Origin of the sequence: Mesorhizobium sp. M5C.F.Ca.IN.020.32.2.1, from assembly GCF_004023105.1 — a bacterium.
Lineage (GTDB): Bacteria > Pseudomonadota > Alphaproteobacteria > Rhizobiales > Rhizobiaceae > Mesorhizobium > Mesorhizobium wenxiniae.
On record NZ_RZSX01000700.1, the window covers coordinates 1 to 3,458 of the forward strand.

Sequence of the window (3,458 nt, forward strand, 5' to 3'; positions counted from 1 at the left end):
CCGGCGCATCGCGCAGAAACGAAGCGGTGCCGAAAGCATCGGGCAGCACGATCAGCAGATTGCCGCCATAGTAGCGCTGCCAGTCCTGCAGCACCTTGTAGGGCGACTGCTTCAACTCCTTTTCGGAATTGGCGAGGGCGGCGAGCACCATCGGCAATTCATGCGCATTGGTGCCGAGCGCCTCGAGGTCGTTATCCATGGCCAAAAGCACGTTGGAGGTGCCGGTGAAAGCCTCGCCGATGCCTTCCTTCAGCGCTTCGACGCACCAGCGCTGCCACAGGAAGGAATGGCGGCGGCGCGTGCCGAAGTCCGAAATGCGGATATCCGGCAGCGCTTTCAGCCGCTCCGTCTTAGCCCACATTTTGGCCTTGGCGCGGGCATAGAGCACGTCGAGCGCGAACGGACCGAGCGCCCGCATGGCCGCGCGGGATCGGAGTTCATTGATAATTGCCAGCGCCGGGATCTCCCACAGCGTCGTGTACATCCACGGACCGCTGAAAGTGAGCTCGTACTGACCATCGCGCTTGGAAAGCACGTATTCCGGCAGCTGGAAATTTTCAAGCCAGGCGAGGAATTCCGGTTCGAAGATCTGCTTGCGGCCATAGAAAGTATTGCCGCCGAGCCAGATCATCTCTTTCTTGGAGAAGCGCAAGGTGCGGGCATGGTCGAGCTGATCGCGCAGTTCCGCCTCGTCGATCTCGTCGGCAAGGCGAACCGAAGTGGTGCGGTTGATCAGCGAGAAGGTGGTGTCGATCTTGGGATACATGCCCCAGATCATCTGCAGCATCAGCAGCTTGTAGAAATCGGTGTCGAGCAGGCTGCGGACGATCGGGTCGAGCTTCCAGGTGTGGTTGTAGACGCGCCGCGCTATATCGGTCTTAGTCATGTCTCGATGCCGCCTTCACTGCTCGCTCCTAGACCGGTTCAGTTTCTGGATGGCAACGCTGAACCGCTCTAAATTTGTTTGCACGCAATTCCGAACGGAAAACCGCTGCGGACTTTTCCTGGAATTGCTTTAGCGAAATGCCTCTTAGCATTGAATTTCTGAAAGCGCCTCCCGCTTTGCGGGCTGGCCCGACAAAAAGAAAAGCCGGTGGCAAGCATGCGGCTTCGGCAATCGCGGCCTCAGGAAGCGGTCTTGGCGCCGACCACTCGCAGCGCCGGGCGCTTCCGGCGGATGCCGATGCGGCCCGCCACCGGCGCATCGGCGCGGCCGTCGGCCTGTTCTTTCTCGGCAAACAGCCAGTCGATGAACAGCTGCACGATCGGTGCCGACCTCATCTCGTTACGACAGACGACGTAGAAATCGTCGACCGCCGGCACCGACAGGCTGAACGGCGCGACAAGCAGTCCCCGGGCGAGCAGCCCGCTTGCCGTCACAGTATCGCCAAGCGCCACGCCGTGACCATGAACCGCCGCCTCACTCGCCATGCGCGCGTCGCCGAGATGGTGCCGGCGGCCGCGCTCCAGATCGAGCGCATCGGCGGCGGCCAGCCAGGTGTGCCACTCGCGGCCGTCGTCGCCATGCAGGAAGACGTGGTCGGCGAGATCGCGCACGGTGCGGATCGGACGGTTGTTGATCAGCGTCGGGCTGACCACCGGGAACAGTTCGAGACCCGACCATTTGCGCATCCAGCAATCGGTCCAGCTGCCGTCGCCATAGTGCACGCAGACGTCGATATGTGGCGCGCGGACGTCCTTGGCGTCATTGGACGGGATCAGCGTCAGCCTGATGTCCGGATATTGCGAGGTGAAGCTGCCGAGCCGCGGGATCATCCACAGCAACAGCAGCGCCGGCACGCAGGATACCGAGAGGGCGCCGGTGCTTGCCGGCCTTGTCATGCGCTGCGTGGCGGCGGCGATGCCGTCGAAGGCGGTCGACACCGCCGGCAGCAATTCGGCCCCGTGCGGCGTCAGCTTCACCCGCTGACCGGCGCGCTCGAACAGCTTGACGCCAAGCGACTGTTCGAGCGCCTTGATCTGATGACTGATGGCGCCGTGGGTGACGTTGAGCTCAGCCGCCGCCTTGGTCAGCGAGGCATGGCGCGCCGTCGCCTCGAAGGCGCGCAGCGGATTCAGGGGAGGCAGACGCTTGGCCATCGGAGCCTCAAAGGAGCACGATCCCGAAAAGTGGAACCCGGTCTGCGGATACGACCGTGCTCAACATAATGTGAGATTTTCTCACAGCAAAGACCCTAACAATATCAATTGATTTTTCAAAGCAGCTGCAAGACACTTTGGGTCGAACAGCATCAAGACGTGAAATCCGCAGGCAGCCGGCAGGACGGCGACCGTCATTTAATGGCCGCTCCGCACCAGCCATGGGAGGATCGACATGGGTTATGATCGCGGCAAGCTCGAAGCGTTGCGCCGCAAATATGGCGAAAGCCATGGCGGCGAGATGTTCGACCCCAAATTCCGGCGCGTCGCCGACAAGATCTTCTCCAAGAGCGGCACGCGGCTGGCGCCCTATTCCGGCATCCCGACCTTCCTCGCCGCGCCTTACCGGGAAATTGCCGCCGACAATCCTGATTTCGGCGATCTGCAGGTGGCGATGATCGGCGTGCCGATGGACCTTGGCGTGACCAACCGGCCGGGCGCCCGCTTCGGGCCAAGGGCGCTGCGCGCCATCGAGCGCATCGGCCCCTACAACCACGTGCTGGAATGCGCGCCGACACACGAGCTGAAGGTGGCCGACATCGGCGACGTGCCATTCCAGAGCCGCTACCGGCTGGAAACCAGCCATGACGACATCGAGCGTCGGACGAACCAGATCGTCGATGCCGGCGTCATCCCGCTATCGGTCGGCGGCGATCATTCGATCAGCCATCCGATCCTGAAGGCTGTCGGCAAAAAAGCGCCGGTCGGCATGATCCATATCGACGCCCACTGCGACACCAGCGGCTTGTTCGACATGACCAAGTTCCACCATGGCGGGCCGTTCCGCAACGCGGTGCTGGACGGGGTGCTGGATCCGTCGCGGACCATCCAGATCGGCATCCGCGGCTCGGCCGAGTATCTGTGGGAGTTCACCTACGAATCCGGCATGACCGTCGTGCATGCCGAAGAGGTGACCGGCCTCGGCATGCCCGCCATCATCGCGAAGGCGCGCCAGATCGTCGGCGATGGCCCGACCTATGTCTCCTTCGACATCGACAGCATCGACCCGGCATTCGCGCCCGGCACCGGCACGCCGGAAGTCGGCGGGCTGACGACGCGGGAGGTGCTTGAACTGCTGCGCGGCCTGAAGGGCCTCAACATCGTCGGCGGCGACGTCGTCGAGGTGGCGCCGCAATATGACGCGACCACCAACACGGCCCATGCCGGCGCGCAGGTGCTGTTCGAGATCCTCAGCCTGATGGTCTTCAGCCCGGCGATCTCAGGCAAGAGGGCCTGACGCATTCAGACCATGATCCCGCCGGCGGACACCGGTTTGTTGCTCCGCTGACCTACAGATC

Annotated in this window: 3 protein-coding genes; 1 reads left to right on the plus strand and 2 read right to left on the minus strand. The window is 62.9% G+C overall.

From position 1 onward, the window contains the following. Both EOA86_RS27230 and gcvA read right to left on the minus strand, forming a co-directional pair. The coding region (locus EOA86_RS27230) for a nicotinate phosphoribosyltransferase (protein WP_128344523.1) at window positions 1-886 on the minus strand (886 nt) is incomplete at its 3' end. Window positions 887-1,125: 239 nt separating this feature from the next. Beyond that, window positions 1,126-2,100, minus strand: a complete 975-nt coding sequence (gene gcvA, locus EOA86_RS27235; protein ID WP_128344525.1) for a transcriptional regulator GcvA — start codon at window positions 2,098-2,100, stop codon at window positions 1,126-1,128. Window positions 2,101-2,335: 235 nt separating this feature from the next. Here gcvA and speB point away from each other — a divergent pair, with 235 nt between their 5' ends. Then, window positions 2,336-3,397, plus strand: coding sequence for an agmatinase (gene speB / locus EOA86_RS27240; RefSeq protein ID WP_128344527.1), 1,062 nt, complete (start codon window positions 2,336-2,338; stop codon window positions 3,395-3,397). Window positions 3,398-3,458: the final 61 nt, after the last annotated feature.